The 20750-nt window shown below is 27.3% G+C and carries 13 protein-coding genes and 18 pseudogenes; 26 read left to right on the top strand and 5 right to left on the bottom strand.

Features of this window, described 5'->3' with window-relative positions; all coding sequences use genetic code 11:
• Both BLA33_RS05705 and BLA33_RS06180 read right to left on the bottom strand, forming a co-directional pair.
• A partial coding sequence (locus BLA33_RS05705; protein WP_157651913.1) for a complement regulator-acquiring protein occupies window positions 1–530 on the bottom strand: 530 nt, incomplete at its 3' end.
• 430 nt (window positions 531–960) lie between these two features.
• Window positions 961–1086 carry a hypothetical protein gene (locus BLA33_RS06180; RefSeq protein WP_367602647.1) on the bottom strand — a complete coding sequence of 42 codons (126 nt, stop codon included), beginning with the start codon at window positions 1084–1086 and terminating at the stop codon, window positions 961–963.
• 555 nt (window positions 1087–1641) lie between these two features.
• Here BLA33_RS06180 and BLA33_RS06190 point away from each other — a divergent pair.
• The gene (locus BLA33_RS06190) at window positions 1642–1749 is read left to right on the top strand and encodes a hypothetical protein (protein WP_441299822.1); all 108 of its coding nucleotides are present in this window, start codon (window positions 1642–1644) and stop codon (window positions 1747–1749) included.
• A gap of 381 nt (window positions 1750–2130) precedes the next feature.
• Here BLA33_RS06190 and BLA33_RS05700 read toward each other — a convergent pair whose 3' ends face one another.
• Entirely contained in the window at window positions 2131–2859 is a 729-nt protein-coding gene (locus tag BLA33_RS05700) for an OspD family protein (protein ID WP_075226683.1), read from the bottom strand.
• Between the two features lie 729 nt (window positions 2860–3588).
• Here BLA33_RS05700 and BLA33_RS05695 point away from each other — a divergent pair.
• From BLA33_RS05695 to BLA33_RS05620, 17 genes and pseudogenes are all read left to right on the top strand, one after another.
• Window positions 3589–3825, top strand: a complete 237-nt coding sequence (locus tag BLA33_RS05695; protein ID WP_075226682.1) for a DUF1322 family protein — start codon at window positions 3589–3591, stop codon at window positions 3823–3825.
• Window positions 3826–3832: 7 nt separating this feature from the next.
• A pseudogene (locus BLA33_RS06175) lies at window positions 3833–4900 on the top strand (DUF759 family protein); the annotation flags it as partial.
• A 79-nt stretch (window positions 4901–4979) separates the two neighbouring features.
• Window positions 4980–5105, top strand: coding sequence for a hypothetical protein (locus tag BLA33_RS06130; RefSeq protein WP_322788417.1), 126 nt, complete (start codon window positions 4980–4982; stop codon window positions 5103–5105).
• Window positions 5106–5128: 23 nt separating this feature from the next.
• Window positions 5129–5707 (top strand): annotated as a pseudogene (locus tag BLA33_RS05685) (DUF792 family protein).
• Between the two features lie 3 nt (window positions 5708–5710).
• Window positions 5711–6667: pseudogene (locus tag BLA33_RS05675) on the top strand (DUF693 family protein).
• Window positions 6664–7209, top strand: a pseudogene (locus BLA33_RS05670) (DUF777 family protein). The pseudogenes BLA33_RS05675 and BLA33_RS05670 overlap by 4 nt, the downstream one beginning before the upstream one ends.
• 29 nt (window positions 7210–7238) lie before the next feature.
• A pseudogene (locus BLA33_RS06125) lies at window positions 7239–7570 on the top strand (hypothetical protein).
• A pseudogene (locus tag BLA33_RS05660) lies at window positions 7567–8449 on the top strand (DUF276 domain-containing protein). The pseudogenes BLA33_RS06125 and BLA33_RS05660 overlap by 4 nt, the downstream one beginning before the upstream one ends.
• Window positions 8450–8454: 5 nt before the next feature.
• Window positions 8455–8811, top strand: coding sequence for a DUF735 family protein (locus tag BLA33_RS06035; RefSeq protein WP_234928978.1), 357 nt, complete (start codon window positions 8455–8457; stop codon window positions 8809–8811).
• Window positions 8796–9060: pseudogene (locus BLA33_RS06170) on the top strand (DUF735 family protein). Before BLA33_RS06035 ends, BLA33_RS06170 begins: the two are co-directional and overlap by 16 nt.
• A 9-nt stretch (window positions 9061–9069) precedes the next feature.
• Window positions 9070–9883 (top strand): annotated as a pseudogene (locus BLA33_RS06165) (DUF685 domain-containing protein).
• A 117-nt stretch (window positions 9884–10000) separates the two neighbouring features.
• Entirely contained in the window at window positions 10001–10144 is a 144-nt protein-coding gene (locus tag BLA33_RS05645) for a BlyA family holin (RefSeq protein WP_029347016.1), read from the top strand.
• 3 nt (window positions 10145–10147) lie between these two features.
• A pseudogene (locus tag BLA33_RS05640) lies at window positions 10148–10493 on the top strand (BlyB family putative holin accessory protein).
• Window positions 10483–10818 (top strand): annotated as a pseudogene (locus tag BLA33_RS06120) (BlyB family putative holin accessory protein). Before BLA33_RS05640 ends, BLA33_RS06120 begins: the two co-directional pseudogenes overlap by 11 nt.
• Before the next feature lie 18 nt (window positions 10819–10836).
• Window positions 10837–11170: pseudogene (locus BLA33_RS05630) on the top strand (BBA14 family lipoprotein).
• Between the two features lie 99 nt (window positions 11171–11269).
• Window positions 11270–11743 (top strand): annotated as a pseudogene (gene bdr, locus BLA33_RS05625) (Bdr family repetitive protein).
• A 152-nt stretch (window positions 11744–11895) separates the two neighbouring features.
• Window positions 11896–12349: pseudogene (locus BLA33_RS05620) on the top strand (Mlp family lipoprotein).
• A 44-nt stretch (window positions 12350–12393) separates the two neighbouring features.
• Here BLA33_RS05620 and BLA33_RS05615 read toward each other — a convergent pair.
• Window positions 12394–13326: pseudogene (locus tag BLA33_RS05615) on the bottom strand (ERF family protein).
• Between the two features lie 347 nt (window positions 13327–13673).
• Here BLA33_RS05615 and BLA33_RS05610 point away from each other — a divergent pair.
• The 7 genes and pseudogenes from BLA33_RS05610 (at window position 13674) to BLA33_RS05575 (ending at window position 19464) form a co-directional block, all read left to right on the top strand.
• Window positions 13674–14765, top strand: coding sequence for a plasmid maintenance protein (locus BLA33_RS05610; RefSeq protein WP_075226681.1), 1092 nt, complete (start codon window positions 13674–13676; stop codon window positions 14763–14765).
• 9 nt (window positions 14766–14774) lie between these two features.
• Window positions 14775–15332, top strand: coding sequence for a DUF226 domain-containing protein (locus tag BLA33_RS05605; protein WP_029346965.1), 558 nt, complete (start codon window positions 14775–14777; stop codon window positions 15330–15332).
• Window positions 15308–16063: a ParA family protein gene (locus tag BLA33_RS05600; RefSeq protein ID WP_075226680.1), complete on the top strand. Its 756-nt coding sequence runs from the start codon at window positions 15308–15310 to the stop codon at window positions 16061–16063. The genes BLA33_RS05605 and BLA33_RS05600 overlap by 25 nt, the downstream gene beginning before the upstream one ends.
• Before the next feature lie 43 nt (window positions 16064–16106).
• Window positions 16107–16667 (top strand): chromosome replication/partitioning protein, encoded by a 561-nt coding sequence (locus tag BLA33_RS05595; RefSeq protein WP_029346963.1) that lies wholly within the window; start codon window positions 16107–16109, stop codon window positions 16665–16667.
• Between the two features lie 12 nt (window positions 16668–16679).
• Window positions 16680–17168 (top strand): annotated as a pseudogene (gene bdr, locus BLA33_RS05590) (Bdr family repetitive protein).
• 754 nt (window positions 17169–17922) lie between these two features.
• A pseudogene (locus tag BLA33_RS05850) lies at window positions 17923–18963 on the top strand (DUF244 domain-containing protein); the annotation flags it as partial.
• A gap of 112 nt (window positions 18964–19075) precedes the next feature.
• A pseudogene (locus tag BLA33_RS05575) lies at window positions 19076–19464 on the top strand (DUF261 family protein).
• 5 nt (window positions 19465–19469) lie between these two features.
• Here the strand turns inward: BLA33_RS05575 and BLA33_RS06000 are convergent.
• Window positions 19470–19670, bottom strand: a pseudogene (locus tag BLA33_RS06000) (site-specific integrase); the annotation flags it as partial.
• A 550-nt stretch (window positions 19671–20220) separates the two neighbouring features.
• On the opposite strand from BLA33_RS06000, the gene BLA33_RS05565 reads away from it, so the two are divergent.
• Window positions 20221–20750: complement regulator-acquiring protein (locus tag BLA33_RS05565; RefSeq protein WP_157651913.1), on the top strand; the 530-nt coding region annotated here is incomplete at its 3' end.

The following is a 20750-nucleotide window of genomic DNA, read 5'->3' as shown; positions in this document are numbered from 1 at the left end:
AATATTTTTTTTGTATCGTAATTTAGGGATGGATAAATTATTCTTTTTAATTTCATTTTTGCATTAAACATAAAATAATCATCTCTTTGAAGTTTAAAAGTCTCTAGGAAATCATATTGAACACCATAAGATTTAGCTATTTGTATATCTTCTTCCTTTTTTTGAGCTTCTAGGCCTTTACCAATGTTTTCTAATTTTGAGATTGTGGTTTCTTCTTGAGAATGTTGATTTGAAGATTTTAAGATTGTGGTTTCTTCTTGAGAATGTTGATTTGAAGATTTTGAATTTTGAGATTCATTTTCAAGATTTTTGTTATTTTCTGATGAATTTTCTGAATTGGCATGGCTGTTTAGGTTTTTTAGATTTCTAGAATTGTTGCTTCGCTTTACTTTTTTTGGGGTTTTAGAAGTAGTGGGATTTTTTAGTTTGTTTGGATTAACATTGCCAAAAGGTGCACATGATATGCAAATTGAAGTTAATATTGCTGTAATAACGTTAAGCTTAATAATATTCAATTTAGAATTTTTCAAAATGATCTCCTTATAACTTTATATTATTAAATATTAATTTAAATTCAAAATAATAATATTACAATTTAATATTTTTATCAAGTAGTATTAAAATTGTTTGATATTAAAAATTTAATTTCCATTGATGTTTTTAGCGTGAATTTAGATTGCATAAATTTTAATAAAATAAGTTCATTCTTCTCTTTTTAAAATATAAAGTGCAACAATTTGTATGGATTTAATAGATTTAATCTAGGGAATAATCTAAGTATTCTTTCACAAAATGGTCTTAGAGATTTTTTATATTTGTTTCAATATCTAAAAAATTTCGATTACAAGCTTCAATAGTTGCGGTTAAGGTTTTAGCAAAGTTTTGTTTTGTCTTTAAATTCTTTTCTATGTATTGTAATAATTCTTAAGAATCTTCTTGGTTTAACATGCATAATTCATCTTATATTTTTTTTAAATGCCTGTCTAGTTGAAATTGAATATCTAGCACCATTTGATGAAGAAAAATTTGAGTTGAAAATTTTTTCAGAGGATTTTTATTAAGTTTTTCAAGCATTTCTTTAAATATCTCTATTTTTTATATTTCGTAATTTAGAAACAAGTAAATTATTCTATTCATCAGTGTTTTTTTCCACTACTAATCTGATATTTGGAATTGATGTTAAAAATCTCTAGAAAATCGTGTTGAACAACAATTATTTCAGCTATTTGTATATCTTCTTGAACATGTTGGGCTTTCAGAGCAGATCTTTATCAATTTTTTCTAATTTCCAGATTGTAGCTAACGTATTGATAATTTTGATTTGAAGACTTGGAATTTTCATATTAATTTTCAAGATTTTGGCGATGTTCTATTCGATGTTATGCTATATTTTTTCGGGTAGCGTTACTGTTTGTTTTGTAATGGATCTTGCTAATAGGTGTATATAGAATCTAAAAATTTTTAATTTGTTATTATTTTTTTCATCAAACGTATTATCTAAAAATAATAAGCATACTAACTATTTCAATTGAGCATAATCAAAAAAAGAGATAAAAAAAAGGGATCCTTTCCCTTCTACCAAGAAAGAAAAAAAGGGGATAAAGCAATTAAATATATAGAGAATCTTATTAGAGATCCTGGATTCTCCAGTTAATTGAGAGTGTATGTCCCCTTAAACATGAATATTCTTTAATAAGAAATGATTTTTATGATGCGATAACTAAAATTAGAAACAAAAAACATCATTAATAAAAATGATCATAACAATAGAAATCACACAAAGAAACTAACACAATTACAAAATAATTTAAATATGGGGGAATAAACTTGATGAAATCATGGGTTATATTAAAAATTCAAAAAATGTTTTAAGTAAGTCTTAAAATGAATAAAAAAATATTTAAATATTAATATATTTAAATTAGAGTCTTCTTTAAAAGAAGACTCTATTATAATAGTAACCACACATATCTTAGCTAAGAAATATTCTTTTTTATTAACTTGCTCATCAACATTATTAAAAATAGCTATACTTTTAGCCTTACATTTTTTGTATCGCTATTTTTTTGTTTAAGAAATTTATTCTTAAAAACTCTAGCTAATTCCACAATCTAGTTAATCAAAATATATTTAAGTATTTAACAGGGCCACAACTTCTTGCGCTATTTCCTTTACATTCTTGGCTATTTGTAATACTAACTCTGCTATTTCTTCTATATCTGCAAGTTTTGTATTGTTTGCAGTTTCTGTCTTTATTTTATCCAATGCCTCTTTGACTGCATTTTCTACATCAATTAACTCATCTTTTGCTTTTACTGTAGCTTTCCAAGCTATTTCTACAGCCTCTTTAGCTTGTTTTATTTCATCAGAAGCTTGTTCTATTTCATCAGAATCAGATAGTGTTTTTAGTTGCTCTTCCTGCTCTTTATACAGTTTTTGCATATTTTGTTCTGCTGCTTTAGTAAGGTTATATGCTTCTTTTGCAACATTAGCCGCAACTATTGCTTTATCACTAGATTCCTTTATTTTTTCTAAATCTATTTCTGCCACTAGAGCTAAATCATGCATATTTTTTGTTGCACCTTTTACCTGATCTGCAGCAGATGAAATTAAATTAACCGCACTTATAACTACTTCTACAACTTTATTTGCCTCATTTGATGCATTTAAATCATCTGTTATGTTTTTTGCTTCTTTTAGTGAATTTGTAGTTTGCCCCAATAGCCGATTTAATTCACCTAATATACTCTGTTTTTTTGATTCGTAATCTTTTGAATTTACACCTTCATTATCTAAAGAACAAGATATTGAGAGTAGTAAAAATAAACTTGACAGTAATATTTTTATTAATTTTTTCATATTTACACTCCTATAATAAACATAATGTCTTAAATTATATTTTAATATCAATTATATTTTAATATCAATTATATTTTAATATCAATTATATTTTAATATCAATTATATTTTAATATCAATTGTCTAATTTCTATTTATCTTGACTAACTTGGGGCCAAAGAAAACAGCAGTTAATGCTGAAAGGATGCTTCGTGATGTTAAAATAAACAAAAAAATAACTTTTATAGAAAATTATCTTTAAGCTATGTGAAAAGCTTATAGATAAAGCTTGTTAGCTTTATCTATAAGTCTTGAAAAATGACAATAAAAAGCATAGATTATCCTAATAATTTAGCTAACGGTATTTTAAATAATGTAGAAAATACAGTAGAGACGTAACTATTGTATTTGGTTTCTAGTTTTTAGTTTTTAGTTTTTAAATTACTATGTATTAATATGTTTAGTGTTTATAGTATAAATATAAGAATAATAAATGTAAATAACAAAAACAATTAAAGTAAAGAGGGAATGTATGAATAATCTTGCGGACGAAGGCAAATTCCAATATGAGTATATAAAAAAATCTTGATAAGGATTTTCCAGAAAATGTTATAGTAGACAATAAGCATCCCATTATTGCCATATAAGCTTAACTAAATACTATCAAAAAAGAAGATATTAAATGGCTACAAAATTCTTAAAAAGCCCTACACTCAAGCATAATCAATTTAATCGCCTTATGTCTGTCTTATATGCAAAAGAAATAGAGAGCTTGATCAAGCCATTGTAAGTCTTAATGAGAGCATAAAAAAGTATTTTAACTTGCTTGACAAGATAAAGAACGATAGGTACTACTTTCCAGTAATAATGAATATTTGCTCGTACAACACGGTTAAGAAATTGCCTTGTGATGAGCTTATTGAAGTCAACCAGATCGCCGATCTTAAATTAGAAAAAGAATTGTATGAATTAATTCTCAATAAGTGAAGGCTTAATGAGCAACAAATTCACCATTAAATTTAAAGGGATTCTTGACCATACAGCAACAAAAAAGGCTATCGAACAAAATATTAGTAAAATGGAGAAATATCTTAAGCCTAGAAAATCTAGTTTGGGGGGGTACTAAAGATATTGTAAAAAATAATTTGTCAGATAAGAAAAAAAGAATTAAGCAGACAATCCAAATTTGAAAGCTTAAGATAACGTGTTGAGAAATATAGACTTACACAAACTAAAAAGCTTATAAAACAAGGGATGGGCTTTAAAAAAGCTAGAAAAGAGGCATTCAAAAGATCTTTAATATCAGATAAAGATAAAAGAAGATTGGGGTATAAAGAACTTACAAAAGAATCAAAAGCAAAAAATAAAATGATAGCGGCCTCTCAAGGAAAGGGGCTTGTTGCCAAAATTGCAATAGGCATCGCCTTAGGAAATGTCATTAGCAATGCTATAAGTAAAATAGGAGGCGGTCTTTTGGGATTTGCTAAAAATAGTTTAAAGAAACATCCAAAACGAATAAAACTAAACTTCTCAATAGCGCGTTTTTTACGAAAGAAGAACGGATAAGATAATGGGAACTAAAGGAAAAAGGGGGATTCTTGGTAGAACTAGAGGATTTGAACGCGACTTAGAAAAAAAAGAGTTCTTATATCAGGCTGGCGTCTTTAAAGGTGCTCCAAGAGATTTAGATAAGTTAAGTACTACAGATAACTTGAAAAAAGCAATAGAATTTTCAGCTATGCTAAAATCTAGCAGCGTTATAAGCAGCGAGAACGCTGTCAAAGATGTTAATAGTCTCCTTGGTGGAGAAGGAGATGGACTTTTAGATCTACTAAAAAGATCGGGGGTGGGCGACCAATATATAGAAAATGCTAAAAAGCTTGGCAAAGCAGAGCTGAAGTAGCTCTGGGATCTAAAATTACTAAGATGGTTGAAATGATGAACGATTTTAAAACTTTAGGCATTACAAAAAGCCAATACTAAGGAAGAGATTGATAGCAGTTTGGCCTCAGCTGAGCAAACTCTTTCAAATTTAACCAACACTGTTTTGAACCCACTACTACTTAAATTCATCAAAATAGTAACTGATTACCTTAATGGCTTACTTTTAAAACACATATTATTGGGCTTTTTGTAAAGAGTTGAAAAGTCTTTTTGCCAATTTGCCATTAGTTGGTCAGTTTTTTAGAGATAATCTCGAACCTACCCCTAGTCCACCTAAATCAAAACCAAAAAGCAAAGAAAACATAGATAATGATATTCCATAATTTTGATGAAAAGGTAATTACTTATGACTATTAACAGCGAAAAAATATCGTCTGCAGAGATTTTTCAAATAGCAAAAGATGTAACAATCCAAATATTTTCTCTTTTTGGAGCAGATAATTTTTTAGTACTATTTCCTAGGCCAGATCTTAGAGGCTTTGGCTATGTTCCCCAATTGTTCTTTGTAAAACCAAAAAACCAGATAATATCACACTTATAATACTAGCTGCTCTAAAAGACCGGTTATCAACTATTATGATAGAAAAGCAGAATATGTAAATTACATCCCCGTAATGACGGGTGAAAATATCTCATTAAGCGGTGGAGAGTTGACCTCTTTATATCAAGAGATGCTATCGCCACTCAAAATGACTGTTTTTGGCAATTCTTTGCTCCGACTTGACTCCACCTTGTAAAAGAACAACTAGCCAATAGACTTCAAGCTCAAGTTCCTTTTAGTATCCACAGTCCAACTTTTGGCCTTAAAGAATTAGCTATAATTACAAGTCTTGCGTTTACAGACACTCCATTCATTGATAAAGTTGAGGTAAATCTTTCAATAGAAATAGTAAAAAACTTTACATTAGCAAAATATAAAGGATAACCCATGTTACTAAGTTACAACTTGAAGATTGAATTTTACAATATAGACAAATTAAAAAAATCAATTGATGGAATTCCTTTTCCCGAAGAAATTCCTAAAATTATAATAAATACACAAGATGGGATTCATGTTGATATTTCTATATCCAACGTGTATTCAAATATTCATACTATAAGCTCCAAACAAGCAAAAATTGTACTTTGAAACTTGCCTCTAGATTTCGCCAACGACATTAAATTTGGAGATATAGTAAAAATATACTATAAAAAATTTGCCCATGAGAAAAAATTTGATTTTTTAATGGCGGGAACTTTAGGGCCTCCTATGAGCACTGATTATCTTGGCAGAGATTTTAGTGTCGAGCTTGATGCTCATTTACCAACTAAAAGCAACTTCTTTAATAGAAAGTTGGGAGCTTAAAGAATTTAAGGGTATTACGGTTGAAGAGGCAATAAAATCTGTATTTCCCAATCGCAATATTATTAATATGGACTAAGAAGATAGATCGAAAATCATTAACAGAAATATTTATGAATTAACACCAAAAGAGTTCATCGACAAAATAAAAGGGGTATATGTTCATAACATAATAGCTGATATTGGTACTGGTATAAAGGAGTATAAATACAATTTCATACTTACCAAGTATAAAAAAGAGAAAAAAATGTACACCAAGAGGCATTAGAAGATTATGGGCTTGAGTTTATCCCACAACAAGAAATTACTTTGGGCACCACACTCAAATTGAATCTTATATTTTGGAACGCTACAACATTTTACACACACAAACTAAATGTCGGTGACAAAGTTTCATTCATTGATGTACTAGAAAATGTTATAAAAAACACCATATAAAAAACAACCGCCAAACGTAACAACACAGATGAGTGCTCATTAATACTTAAACTATATGACGATTCTAATAGTATTAGACTAAAAAGGCAAAGGAGTTTGAAATGAGCAAAGAATACAAAATTTACAAAATGAACCGGCGCCTTTATGGTCATGCATTGGCACAAGAAGACGTGAAAAATTGGCTTTACCCAAACATTTTCATAACTAGACTTGGTATTGCAAAGGAGTTCCAAAAGCAAACCCAAGGGGCTATAGTTACAATACTAGAATTTGGGAGTTTAGAAATTCACACAAAAAATATATCTAATATCAGTTTTAAACTATCAAAAAGCGATACTGTTTTACTACTTCAATCAAACATTAATCTTTTTGATAAAAATGATGATATTCATTTTGACAAACATTATTTTTATATACTTAGCACAATTAGCCCAAAAACTTTGAATCTGATTTGTGATAATATTAAGATCAAAACAAATAGTACGATTGAAATAGCCAACCAAACAACTAGCTTGAAAAAATTCTAGATAATATTATCAGTGTTATCAAATGGTATAACTATTATGAGGGACCCAATAATTGATCAGGCAAACCTAAGAATAGCAACTTCTAGAACTACTGTTGATATCAACAATTTGTTTAAGTAATTTTTGCTAAATATGGCATAATTAAGAGTATGGATTTAAAAATTGGCGATAATTTCAATTTGGTGTATAACAATGATGTTTTGCTTATTAATGGAATTGATGAGCAAAAACAACAGCTGTTTTTCTTTCTTAAAACCCTAAGGACTAGTCTAAGCTATGCCCCTAATTAGGGATTAGACTACTTTTTACTTATCAAACTACTCAAAATTAATAATCTACAAGCCGCAAAAAACTATTTCCATGAAATATCTAAGGAGCTTAACTTGGATATAATCAATATCTCAATTGAAATACAAGGCCGTAAAGTGCATATATCCTTTTTTCCCGGGACGATGTTTTGAACATGGAGCTTGATTTATGAGCATTGTTTTTGATTCTGATTTTGGTATTCTAAAAAGTACAATTAAGGATATAGTAAAATCCTAAAGGGATTACTTGCGCGTAAATTATGGCATTCGTATTGATGATAATCACAGCTAAATTTATAACATAATTGCATCTTCTTTAGCATTGATTGAATAAGAAATAATTAATAAACTTAATTTGTTTTCTTCTAAAATGAAACCGGGTGGTACTTATTGGGCTGCTATTGAAGAACACATCTCTTCTAAAGGCACAACCTACAGTGCGGTTCGCACTGCTTTACTTAATCTTAATGAAGTAGAACATGCTAATATCAAAAGTTCAGCTGGTAAAGCTAATATATATATATATAATTCTAAAAGAAGATTTACTAGACAGCAGTAAAACTAATATTAACACTTTTGAATTCAAGGCCCAACTTTGGGAAACATTATATCTTACAACTCCTGGTGACACTGTGCTTGAGGGAGACATAGAAATTTATGGACTCAACTCAACCGAGCAACTCAAATCCTACAAAATATCGCTCAACAAAAGAAAATATGTTTACATGAAAGTAAAGTATAAACTCGATCTTAAAAACCATGTATAATTAAACATAGATTCTCAAATTAGAGACATATATTCCAGGATTATTGCAAACAACTATTCTGACATGGGAATTGATTTTGAATATCAAGACTTTTTTGCTCCAGTTAACGAAGTAAAAGGAATTAGGTCAATGAAAATTAAAGCTTATGTTAAAGATACAGATACTCAAAGAATTTCAAGCATTACTGATAGCAATTTTCAAACAAATAAAGATATTGCCATTACTGATGATACAATGCTGCTTTTCAATGCAACTTATCGATTGCTTATTGACATTGATACTTAATATATATGGAAATACCCAATTTTTTGCAAGATACTCAAATTTATAAATTGCTAATTAAAGAAACTGAATACACACAAAAACTGCTTAATGGGATTAAAGCGCTCAATTCTAACTTCATATCTATTGATGCAAAAGAAAATATAAAATCAAGATATATTGCTATATGGATATCTCAAGTCTTATCAATTTTTTATGCAAAAACTCAAACTTTAAAAAGCGTTACAAGCAATATTAATAGTGTTATTTTTGCTTTACGTCATATTGACACTGATGAATCGTTTAGACTGATTTTCAAGGCGTTTTTAAATGTAGATATTACAGCTTTACCGAACCTGAGGCTGGTGTTATTGATGTTTCTCTAAAAAGGACAATAAAAACAAAGTTTACCACATTTATTTCACCCAGTGTAGAAAAAGGCAAAATGCTTAAAAAGATACTAATTAGAGAAAAAATCGGAATACGCTGTATCTAAAAAGGTTTTAATGTTTAATTCACTTCCCAAAGGCTGGAATCATTCAATTTATGAGTTTATAAAAAGAATTATTTATATTGGAAGAATGCTTAAAATTAATAAAAAAGATGGTCAAAATATTATCACTTTTAAAAATTAAGGGGGCTTAATGGCCGTAGATCAAGAAAAATTATTAATTGATGAAGAAGAAACAGTACAAATCAAAGATTTGAATAGGGCTAATGATGTTAAAGACACTGACCTTTTACTCCTTGGTGATAGAGTTTCAAGTAGTAACGCGATTGCTTATGAAAATTTTTTGAAAACCACTAAAGACAAACCTTTAAGGGGGAGGGGCTAGGCTATTTCAAGGATATAATAAAATCTACAATCTCTGAAGAACTTGCAGCCAATACAGATTTTGTAGAAAAAATTTATACTAAAATAACAGATAAACTAATTAACCATTATTTTACTAATCTTTCTAACCTTTTTAGCAGAATAAAATCACAACTTACAAATAGTATATCATCGGCTACTCCATCTAGAAGTAATAATCTTTTGATAGTGCCTAATTCAAGCAGTATTCAAAAAATCCCAGTTCCCAAACAATTACTCGGAGTACAATCCGATTATCAGTATAATGACACAACTTATGGTAATACGCTATATCCGTATGCATACAAGAACAAATCAATATATATATATTCATTTGGAGTGCCGTGACGATGTAACTCTTGTTTTTAACAAATATAATAACAATGACCTCATTTACCTTAATATTGATATTTATGCAGAACACCATGGGTATTCTACTACAAAAATGATATATATAAGGTACCCGATTAATATGAAAAACCATACTATATGAACACACGGAACCCAATGGAGCATCTACCATAATTTCACTATACAAAAGCTGGTATGTCCAAAAAAGAAGATATATATCAGGAAGTGCCGTCCCCAATCTTTTAAAAGTATGAACTTTTTTAGCAAAAATTAAAGTTTTGGTATATAATATATACATGTAAAAATTAAAATCGAGGATTAAAAAACAACTATTAACAGACCTTCTAATCAATTAAAACGAAATAAAACTTATGGCCGTAATGATTTTTGTAGCAGTGCTAGTTTTAAGAGGATTAATTCTTCCCAAGCCACTACTAAAAAACATATTGTCTATAGTAATAGATAAGATTTTTAGAAATGGAAATGACAATAATCATATTAAAAAAAGAGGTTAATTCGTGAAATTATCTAAAGACAATCTTGAGATTGGACTTACATCTATATCAACCCTTATTGATATATTTTCTAAATTTGAAGATGAATTTGATGAAATTGAGCACAAAGATTTTTTTTAGTTTATGAGTTATATTTTCATTATATATTAATTTATAAAACAAATATGGAAAGACTTGAGAATACATTAACCCTAATAATATCTGAAACATTAGCTCCAGTGAATAAGAAAATCAATCAATGTATTGATCTAGTTAATTCTGATGAAAAAATCTAAAAATATTTAACAATCTAAAATTCAACAAAGAAGGAAAACCTATTTATCAAAAAGGAGCAAATAATGCAAAATAACACTATTGGTTTAGAGCTTAATTTGCTATCCAACTCAACCAATATAGCTAAAGCTGAAACAAACATAGATCATAACTACATTAATACTTTTAGTAAGGTAATAGATTTTTTCTACAAAACATATATTGAAACACTAAAAGCTATGGAAAAGGCCGAATCAATAAAAATATTTGAAGAAATATAAGACATTTTCAAATACAATATTGAGACAATAGAGGCTATTTCTACTAGCAAAAGTAAGAGAATTATCTCCTCATTGAAAGCAAAACGCAATAAAATTATGAAAGAGTATGTAGACACTCTTAAAAGAGGTGAAAATGCTTAAACTAGAAACTACTTATTAATTACTTTTCTGCTATGTTTTACTACCATTGCTAGCCTACCAGACGAACCAAACCCGCCAATTATTCAAACACTAGGAGCTTTGGCTAAATATGAAGCACAAATATCAGATTATGCTATGTCTCTTGTAACATTTTTATCAAAAACAAAAGTAACGGCTAATGATCCAAATTATCTAGAATATATTTATCCCAACTTATCAACACTAAAAGACGAACACTCAATAACTACAATAAAATATAATGTCAAACTACTTTTAGAGTACAGAGTACATTTAAAAAACAAAACCTATAGCTAAAAAAGTCTATAATCAACATTCAAAGTTAAAAATGTAAACTACAAATAAGTTGTTCTTGCAAGAACCTATACTTTATATGTAAAAATATCCAAAGTCCACTAAAATAGTATATAGTAGGCTGTAAGGGAAAAATATTATGAAACCAGCGCTAACAAATACTGCAAGTATAACTGAAGAACAAATATACAATGAGTTTATAAGATTGGGGATGGAACAACTAATAGCACAATATTTATCTAAAAGATATTATCACAATGAGCTTACATATAGAGATTTAGAAAGTCTATAAAAACAATTTGGGATAAAGTTTGACAATCTTGTTTCTAAAATTGATTTTGTAAAAAGCGAACTTGCTGTTAAGATAGATTATGTAGAAAATAATTTAAATACTAAGATAGACAATGTTAAAAGTAAACTTACTAATAAGATTGATACTGTAGAAAAGAATTTAAAACAAAATCTTGACGAAAAACTCAAAATTCATGAAAAATTTTTATTAGAAAAACTCAATGTAAGCAACAGATTAATAATTATTATAATAATAACTCCAATTGCTATATCTAGCATAGCAAATATTATTACATCGATAATTAATGGGTTTTCTAACTAGAAATTATAAATAATCCTCAAAGCATATAATTTATTATTTCCAAACAATCCCCCAACAACCAACAATATTTCTCAAAATAAGATCTATACTTAAAAGAGTAAACTTTTTTGTTGCTTAATGTATTGTACTAAAGATAAAAAAGGGGAGTAATAATGAAAATTATAAATATATTATTTTGTTTATTTTTAATTGTGCTAAATGGCTGTAATTCTAATGATAATGAAACTTTAAAAAAATGCCACCAAACAATCAAAAAGTAGACAAAAGCGTGATTTAGAACAAAAAGAAGAAATACCACAAGAAAAACCTAAATCTCCAGAAGAACTTCTTAGAGAAAAGCTAAATGATGATCAAAAAAAACAACTTGATTGGTTAAAAACCGCTCTAACTAATGCTGGGGAATTTGATACATTTTTACAATATGATGTATCCAAAATAAAAACAGCGCTTGACCACATAAAAACTGAACTTGATAAATGTAGGGGAAAGCAGGGCGCTGCTCAACGGGAAAACACTTTCAAACAGGTGGTTCAAGGAGCACTTAGTGGTGGAAATATAGATCGATTTCTAGAACAAGCAAGTAGTTTGTGTGATATTCTTCCGTAATAACAGCCCCCTTATTGTGGGGGCTTTGCTATTTAGGTGTATTGCTAAGCTGCAAATATATAATCAAATTGTTTGTCTTTTTTTAAGACACCAAAGAATATTGGCAAGCTAGCACCATAAATAGGTTGCTTAAACGACATAAACTTTTCAAAATCTTTTAAATCATTTAATCCATTATTTTTCTTGAAATAGTCTTTTATAAGCTCCGCCCAATACTTTATACTCTTGAAACCACTATTTTCCTCAAAATAGAAGATTAAATTAGCTCCAATTTTCTTGATATCATCAATATTATTGGGATTTATATTCTGAATAAAGCTTATTTTTTGAATAATTGAGTTTATATTATCTTTTGTTGTAGGGCTATTTAACCCAATTTTTTACATTAGACAACGCTTCTTTAAAAACACCGTAATAATAAAGCCTATCTTTTTTTTGTTCTCGATTAATATCTCTTTTCTGGTTTTGAATAGTGTTGTTATTTTTTTTGAATTTGACTAATCTCTTGTTTTTGTTCTTGTTTTTGACTAACACTAACTTGCTTGCTAGGCATAGAATTTCTGTTTTCATAATTATTATAAATAGGCACTGCATCAGTATCCACTTCACTTCTTATGTGAAGATGACAACTAAAAGCATACCTTTTGAAATAAGTAATAGCTGATCCAACCAGTTGTGACGTTGTATTTACATTTTTAAACCCATTTTAATTGTTCCATTGTAAATTTTCTGTAAACAGTGATGTATCAAATGATTCTTCATACCCAGACTTGTGCTGTAGAATGTAGTCCTAACAACATAAACTCTACCATATGGATCGTGTGTAAAAGTTGTATTTTGAAAAAATCAAGCGCCAAATTATGTTTCTTTATAGCGTTTTCAATTTATTCTACTATGTCATTGAAATTCTGATACTTATAATTATGTTCCTTAAGACTTTTGTCAATGCCTGGTAAATTCATCCTTAGGGTTTTCATATCTTTTCTGAAGCTTATTTTTGCCAACTTTTTACAAAAAAGTGGGACTTAACCAAACTCTTTTTACAAAGAATCTCGTTAAGTCCCCACTATATTATTATTTTTTGCAAATTACAATATACAGGCAGTTGTAAACGTCAATATTTAAACAACTACGTTATTTGTAGTATAGTCTAACTTAAGACTAAAATCAATTGTTCTTTTACTAAATTATAAAAAATGCATTTAATTAATGAAATTAATAATTTAATTTAATATTTTTTTAGAAAAGTATTTACTTTTAAATCAAAATTTTGTATTATATTATTTATAATTATTACTAACAATATCACAGGAGGTTGACGGTTATGTCAATATTAACCAATAAAAAAAGGCCAAATTGCTACAACAAACATCAGCATAAATTAATAGTTCTTATCTCAACACTAGACTACATAAACAAAAAATATCCAAAATATACCCAAAGCATCATACTCTATTACTTTAATAAAAATCTAAAAAGAAATGGTCAAAATCCCATTAAACTAAAAACACTACAAAATTATCTTTACGAATTAGAAAAAAAGCTAAAAGTCACAACAAACTACTATAAACATATGGGGGTAAATTGTGGTACTGAAATTTACTATAAACTTAATTATGAAAAAAAAGAGTGTTACCCCAAGATAAACAAATTCTTTTTAGGAAAAAAACATTCAAGATTTGGAAAAAGAATTGAAATGGGCCTTAAAGAGAAATTTAATAAAAATGGGAATGTAGGTTTTGAGGAGTGTTTAAGTAATAAAAATAATAATAAAAAAGAAGAAAAGAAAAAACAGATAGAAAAGTTTCAAATAATAAAATATTCAAACAAATGCAACTTTAAATGTAAAGAAATTCTTCCTTTTATTTTAAAATTAGACGTTAATAAAGACTCGAAAATTAAAATGCTTAAAGTCTCAAAAATCATTGAGATTAAACTACTAAAACATAAAGATTCATTTTTAAATAAATTTTGCTTTAAAAAAAAACAAAACAAATTAAAAGAAATACTAGAAAATACTCAAAAAGAATTAGAAAAAAGGGGATACAATGCTGAACAATTGGAAACAGAATTTAAAAAAATATATAAAAACTACAAAAACAAGCCGCATTTTATTATTGAATATCAAAAATATAACGATTTAGGCAAAATAACATTCAAATTAGAAAAATCAATTGAATTGAAAAAAGAAAATTCACAAAAAGATTATGAGAATATAAAGATAAACATTTTCAATATCCTTATTGAGCGATTAGGAAAAACGCCAAATATTGAAATTATAAAGCCAATTATAAAAACTTATTTGAATAGTAAAAAGAAATTAGAATATAATGAAGTATTTAATATTTATTATTATGAATTATTAGAACTAATAAAAAATGAAAATAATTTTTTAATGCTAAAAGAAGTTGTATGAGGATTTAATATGGAAAGCGCACCAGAACCCATAAAAAAAGGAAAATGTAAAGTCGAATGCCAAAATAAAGAACGATTTATTTTGATTGAAAAAGAAAATGGTAAAGCAATGTACCATACAAAAATAATGATGGATATTTACAAATTTGGAGTTTATGAGAAAAAAAATGAATTTAGATTATCATTAAGAGCTTTGTTTAATGGAGAAAGAATTGTTGAAGAAACGCATTTATACCCCATTAAAGAAGGGGATAAGTTTATTGGAATTTTTTACGGTTTCAGAAAACCAATAAAAAAGGCTATTATAAAGTATCAAGCAAACGGAAATAGAAAATCTTATGGATTTGCACGGGCATATTATATGGAATTTAGATTTAAGGCGGGCAGTGTTTTTTGCTATTTTAAAGGGTTGTATCGCTTGCTAGATAAAGAAAGAATGAATAATCACTACAACAAGGTGTTGTTTAGTATGTTTACAGATTTAGAACAAAAAGTATATGAATTTTATGGAAAAAAATACCCAGAACAAGGACTGCTAACAAAATGGATACTAAAAAACCTAAAATAATAACAATTGCATCAATTAAAGGTGGCGTTGGTAAAAGCACAAGTGCTATTATACTTTCAACATTACTTGCAAAAGATAATAAAGTGCTTTTGATAGATATGGATACACAAGCGTCCACCACAAGTTATTTTTATAAAAAAATTTCAAATCAAAACATTGATATTCATAATATCAATGTTTATAGAGTGTTAAAAGAAAAATTGGATATAAATGATGCAATTGTAAATATTAAAGGAAATTTGGACTTAATCCCCAGTTATTTAACTTTAAATAAATTTTTAAGTGAATCTATCCCGTTAAAAGAGTTAAGGTTGCAAAACAATTTAGAATTTTTAAAGCAGAAGTATCATTATGTAATAATAGATACTAATCCTAGTTTAGATTTCACCTTGTCAAATGCTTTAATAACTAGTGATTGTATAATAGTTCCAATGACTGCGGAAAAATGGGCAGTTGAGAGTTTAGAATTATTAGAATTCCATATGAACAATTTAAAAATAAAAATTCCAATGTTTTTGATTATAACACGATTTAAGAAAAACAATACTCATAAGCAATTGTTAAAGCATGTTGGTTCTAAAACAGGATTTTTGGGGTTTATCCATGAACGAGAAGATTTAAATAAAAAAATTGCTAGAAATGATGAATTTGATATGACCAAAGATTATATTTATGAATATAAAGAAGTATTGTCAAGATTTTTCATTATGTATGATAAACATGTTAAATAAATTCGTACGGATCCGTACGAATTATTAATAAAAGAGGTTTATTATGGAAATAGAATTAAATAAGAGGGTTTTACCAGGGGTGGCCGATCCTGACGGTGAAAAAAAAATAATTACCAAAGAGGAGATATTTGCTCATTACAATGATTTAAAAAATAGGTTAAAGACCAATATAAAAAAGAAAATTTTTTATAAAGTAGAAAGTATTAGAATCTTAAAAGAAATTAAGGATAATGAATACTATAAATTAGATGGATATAAAAGTTTTGATGCTTTTATAAGAGATTATAAATTGGCAAGAACCCAGGTTTACATATATTTAAAATTAGCAAAAGCATTACAAGCAGGAATTCTTAATGAAGATTATATAATTGAGAATGGTATTTACGATTCTCTTGATTTAATAGAGGGTCAAAAAACTTCAATAATAAAAAAAACAAAACAAAATCCAATAAAGCCGTTAAGATTTCAACTTAAAAGTAAAGAAAGTTACGATTTTTACAAAAAAAATGCTAAGTTCACGGGATTTTTATTAGACAAATTATTTAATAATGAAACAGAAACAATTAAAAGAATTATGAAAGAATATAAACAATTAAAAGGATAATACGGAGATTTTATGAACAATTTAGTGTACAGAACATATAATATAGAAAGCATAAAAAATGAATTTTTAAATATAGGGTTTAGCGAGAAGGCAATAGATTTTATTTTTTCATAATGATAATTACAACTTTGACTTTTTAAAAGAGAAAATAATTAATGCAGAGAAAAATTTGCGGAAAGATATATCTAATTTAGATACCAAAATAGACGCTATAGAGAAGAGTTTGCAAAAGATATATCTGGTTTATATACCAAAATAGATAATGTAGAAAGGGCTTTAGATGTTAAAATAGATTTTGTAGAGAAAAATTTAACCATTAAGATAGATAGTTTAGACGCCAAGATAGATAGTGTTAAAAGTGGACTTACTAATAAGATTGAAAATAAAGTAAAGGATTTGCGTAAAGATCTTAATACGGGAAACATACTAATACATTTTATGCTATTAATAGAAGCAATTTTCGGACCAATTTTCCGTGCGTTATCTACTAAATATTTATAATACATTAAATAATGAAAAATTCATAATTTGCTTTTTAAGCAATATATTATAATGCTGATAGATATGATTAAAAAACAACAGTTTATTTTTGATCTCTTCTAAATTAGCATTTATTTAAACTTTTTTACAAAAGAGCCTAAATAAGTTGTTTTGTAAAAAGACAAATTAATTTTAATTCTAAATTGCATAATATTTAACCGCTAAAACACCTTAACAAATTATTTTTTTAAAAGTGAATTAAGCCAAGATCCCATGCCTTATTAAGTTCTTTAACAAGATAATTTAATAAAGTCTTTATTTTGTTATAAAAATTCTTAAAAAAATTGACAAAAATAATTTTTGTAATCATGTAAATAGTACATAATATGTTTGTCGTATCGAATATATAAAACAAAGATTACATTTTGGTAGGACTTAGCTAGTCCTTTAACTAAAGAATTCAGTTAAGTTCTACTTATTTTTGCAAAAATTATTATAAACAAGTTGACAAAAATGTTTTTGCTATATTATCTATAATATAGAGCCATAAAGGATTGCTATTGTTTAAATAAATTTAATTGAATCTAATTTAGTGGGGTGGAGCTTAGTTCTTTGGATAGAGGCTTTAGCCAAGCCCCTAATTTTTTGTAAAAATTTTTGTAAAAAGTTGGCAAAAATAGTTTTTGCTATATATATTGTTAATAACAATATCACAGGAGGTTGACGATTATGTTAAACATAACAAATAACAATCAAAATATACAAAACGGAGTGTTTAAATAGTGTGCTTAAATATTTTGGTATGAGTTTTTCTTTTGAAGAGAATTTATACATGTTAAAAGGTAAAGAGTTGGAGAATTTAGGATTTAGAAAATTTGTTAAGGCGTACGGTGATAATATTGTGGTTTTGTATAAAAATAAATATGCTAATGGCGCTAATAAATATAATTATTTCAAAAAAATAGATAATTTTGATCCTTTGGTAGGCTCAACAATTGATGGGTGGTTTATGAATTGAATATTTATGGTGATATAGAGTTTTAGAGATTAAGAGTAGTAGCTCTCATTATGTTAGTAGAGCTATTGAATAACACAATAAAAATGGCAATTTTTAAGTAGTAAGTATTTTTTCAAATACTATGTGCAGGCACAAATGCAACTAGCATGTATTGGGCTTGAGTATTGTAATTTGTTCTTTTTAATAGAAGCTGCACCAGTTAATTGAAAGATAAAGAGAAATGATTCTTTAATATCAAAAGTGCTTAATTTTGTTCTTAAATATGAACGGGAGGCTTTCAATATAAGAACCGAAATTGTTAAAAACAATCAGGTTAAGGTATTAATATCTAGCAGCATTGATAATGATACGCTTAATAAGCTTGTTGAAGAGATTGAAGAGTTGGTAGTAAAGAGCGATTTTTATCAATCTGGAGTTGAGTTTGATTGGATAAATGAATTTGTAGAGCATGTTGAGTGTGTAGATCTTTAGATTAAAACCGAGCAGTCTGCCATAAATTTTGAGGAGGATCTTGTTGAGATTAATAACTTAAAAGTAGAACTAAATAAAATTCACAATGAAAACAAAAAAAGAGAAAAACTTATAAAAGATCTGCTCAAAATTAAACTTGATAAGATTATGGATAAATATCCACTAATTAATCATGTGAATTATAAATTCAAACAATTTATATTTAATTGTGATCCTAAGAAAAGAGTAATAGCAGATAGATTTAAAGAACTTATACCAATAAATAATAAAGTCTTTGTGCCGAGCAATGTGAGTAATATAAAATATGAAAATAGTGTCCCCTTTTGAATGGGGCACCAAAAATAAAACAATTAAAAAAATTAAAAAAATTATTTAACATAGGAGGTTTAAAAAATGCTTATTAGTAAAATAAAATAAAATAAAATAAAACAATAGGAGTTTGCTTGGAGAAATACAGAGGTGGGGTGCTATTTTTTATGCTTGCACTATTATACAAGTATGTTTAAGAATATTAAATTTAATACTTTTGACATAAATGTGGCTTATCGCAGATTTTTAGGACTTGGGTACATTAAAAGCAATTGTTTTATTAAAAATCCTTATATGATGCTAAATTACCATGATATTAGAACTAGTGTGAGATATGAATCTTTTGGTTACTTTGCAGCTGCAAATGAATTTGAAATAAGTAAAGTTAAAATCACGGGGGTTAATGGAACACACTTTATTGCTACAAAAGAGAAAGAAATATTATATGATTCACTTGATTTAAGGGCTCGTGGAAAAATATTTAAAGTAACTTCAAAGCGAATATTTAAGCTTAGATAGTTGTGCTATAACTTTAAGCTATTTTTAGCACATTTATAAGCTTGAATTTTGTTTGCAGAAGAAAGCCCATAGATATTATCAATTTCAGATGTTGAGTAATATTTCATAAGTTCTTTAATTTTAAAAGAGTTATAACCATTAGATTTTAAATTTGAAATAAATAAATTTCTACATAGATGAAGTGATTTATTAGCTTTAAAGCCCGAAAAGAAATGCTTGAAAAACTTAATAAAAATCCTCTGAAAAAATTTTCAACTCAAATTTTTCTTCATCAAATGGTGCTAGATATTCAATTTCAACTAGACAGGCATTTAAAAAAAATATAAGATGAATTATGCATGTTAAACCAAGAAGATTCTTAAGAATTATTACAATACATAGAAAAGAATTTAAAGACAAAACAAAACTTTGCTAAAACCTTAACCGCAACTATTGAAGCTTGTAATCGAAATTTTTTAGATATTAAAACAAATATAAAAAATCTCTAAGACCATTTTATGAAAGAATACTTAGATTATTCCCTAGATTAAATCTATTAAATCCATACAAATTGTTGCATTTTATATTTTAAAAAGAGAAGAATGAACTTATTTTCTTAAAATTTATGCAATCTAAATTCACGCTAAAAACATCAATGGAAATTAAATTTTTAATATCAAATAATTTTAATACTACTTGATAAAAATATTAAATTGTAATATTATTATTTTGAATTTAAATTAATATTTAATAATATAAAGTTATAAGGAGATCATTTTGAAAAATTCTAAATTGAATATTATTAAGCTTAACGTTATTACAGCAATATTAACTTCAATTTGCATATCATGTGCACCTTTTGGCAATGTTAATCCAAACAAACTAAAAAATCCCACTACTTCTAAAACCCCAAAAAAAGTAAAGCGAAGCAACAATTCTAGAAATCTAAAAAACCTAAACAGCCATGCCAATTCAGAAAATTCATCAGAAAATAACAAAAATCTTGAAAATGAATCTCAAAATTCAAAATCTTCAAATCAACATTCTCAAGAAGAAACCACAATCTTAAAATCTTCAAATCAACATTCTCAAGAAGAAACCACAATCTCAAAATTAGAAAACATTGGTAAAGGCCTAGAAGCTCAAAAAAAGGAAGAAGATATACAAATAGCTAAATCTTATGGTGTTCAATATGATTTCCTAGAGACTTTTAAACTTCAAAGAGATGATTATTTTATGTTTAATGCAAAAATGAAATTAAAAAGAATAATTTATCCATCCCTAAATTACGATACAAAAAAAATATT

The sequence above is a fragment of the Borreliella garinii genome, assembly GCF_001922545.1.
GTDB classification, from domain to species: Bacteria; Spirochaetota; Spirochaetia; order Borreliales; family Borreliaceae; genus Borreliella; species Borreliella garinii.
The sequence above is the reverse complement of the archived record's forward strand: the minus strand, read 5'-3'. Positions and strand labels throughout refer to the sequence as shown.

Coding starts and splice junctions, on each gene's coding strand:
- BLA33_RS05700 (WP_075226683.1), bottom strand. CDS start 2,859: ATGAAAAAATTAATAAAAATATTACTGTCAAGTTTATTTTTACTACTC.
- BLA33_RS06035 (WP_234928978.1), top strand. CDS start 8,455: ATGGAAATACCCAATTTTTTGCAAGATACTCAAATTTATAAATTGCTA.
- BLA33_RS05645 (WP_029347016.1), top strand. CDS start 10,001: ATGGCCGTAATGATTTTTGTAGCAGTGCTAGTTTTAAGAGGATTAATT.
- BLA33_RS05610 (WP_075226681.1), top strand. CDS start 13,674: ATGTCAATATTAACCAATAAAAAAAGGCCAAATTGCTACAACAAACAT.
- BLA33_RS05605 (WP_029346965.1), top strand. CDS start 14,775: ATGGAAAGCGCACCAGAACCCATAAAAAAAGGAAAATGTAAAGTCGAA.
- BLA33_RS05600 (WP_075226680.1), top strand. CDS start 15,308: ATGGATACTAAAAAACCTAAAATAATAACAATTGCATCAATTAAAGGT.
- BLA33_RS05595 (WP_029346963.1), top strand. CDS start 16,107: ATGGAAATAGAATTAAATAAGAGGGTTTTACCAGGGGTGGCCGATCCT.